This window comes from Providencia rustigianii DSM 4541, from assembly GCF_000156395.1.
Classification (GTDB): Bacteria; Pseudomonadota; Gammaproteobacteria; order Enterobacterales; family Enterobacteriaceae; genus Providencia; species Providencia rustigianii.
Genome location: NZ_GG703823.1, coordinates 68579 through 69317, shown reverse-complemented (window position 1 = coordinate 69317; position 739 = coordinate 68579). Strand labels below are relative to the sequence as shown.

Here is a 739-nt window from a genome sequence, read left to right as displayed (position 1 = left end):
AGACGGGGGCCCGCACAAGCGGTGGAGCATGTGGTTTAATTCGATGCAACGCGAAGAACCTTACCTACTCTTGACATCCAGAGAATTTAGCAGAGATGCTTTAGTGCCTTCGGGAACTCTGAGACAGGTGCTGCATGGCTGTCGTCAGCTCGTGTTGTGAAATGTTGGGTTAAGTCCCGCAACGAGCGCAACCCTTATCCTTTGTTGCCAGCACGTCATGGTGGGAACTCAAAGGAGACTGCCGGTGATAAACCGGAGGAAGGTGGGGATGACGTCAAGTCATCATGGCCCTTACGAGTAGGGCTACACACGTGCTACAATGGCGTATACAAAGAGAAGCGACCTCGCGAGAGCAAGCGGAACTCATAAAGTACGTCGTAGTCCGGATTGGAGTCTGCAACTCGACTCCATGAAGTCGGAATCGCTAGTAATCGTAGATCAGAATGCTACGGTGAATACGTTCCCGGGCCTTGTACACACCGCCCGTCACACCATGGGAGTGGGTTGCAAAAGAAGTAGGTAGCTTAACCTTCGGGAGGGCGCTTACCACTTTGTGATTCATGACTGGGGTGAAGTCGTAACAAGGTAACCGTAGGGGAACCTGCGGTTGGATCACCTCCTTACCATAGAAGTGTTTTTGTGAAGTGCTCACACAGATTGTCTGATGAAATAGAGTAACGGTATCGATAGGCTTGTAGCTCAGGTGGTTAGAGCGCACCCCTGATAAGGGTGAGGTCGG

General features: G+C 51.6%; 1 other annotated feature (only partly in view).

The features are described from left to right. Window positions 1-623 (top strand) — a sequence feature (16S ribosomal RNA rRNA prediction is too short) (it extends 309 nt beyond the left edge of the window). Window positions 624-739 lie beyond the last annotated feature (116 nt).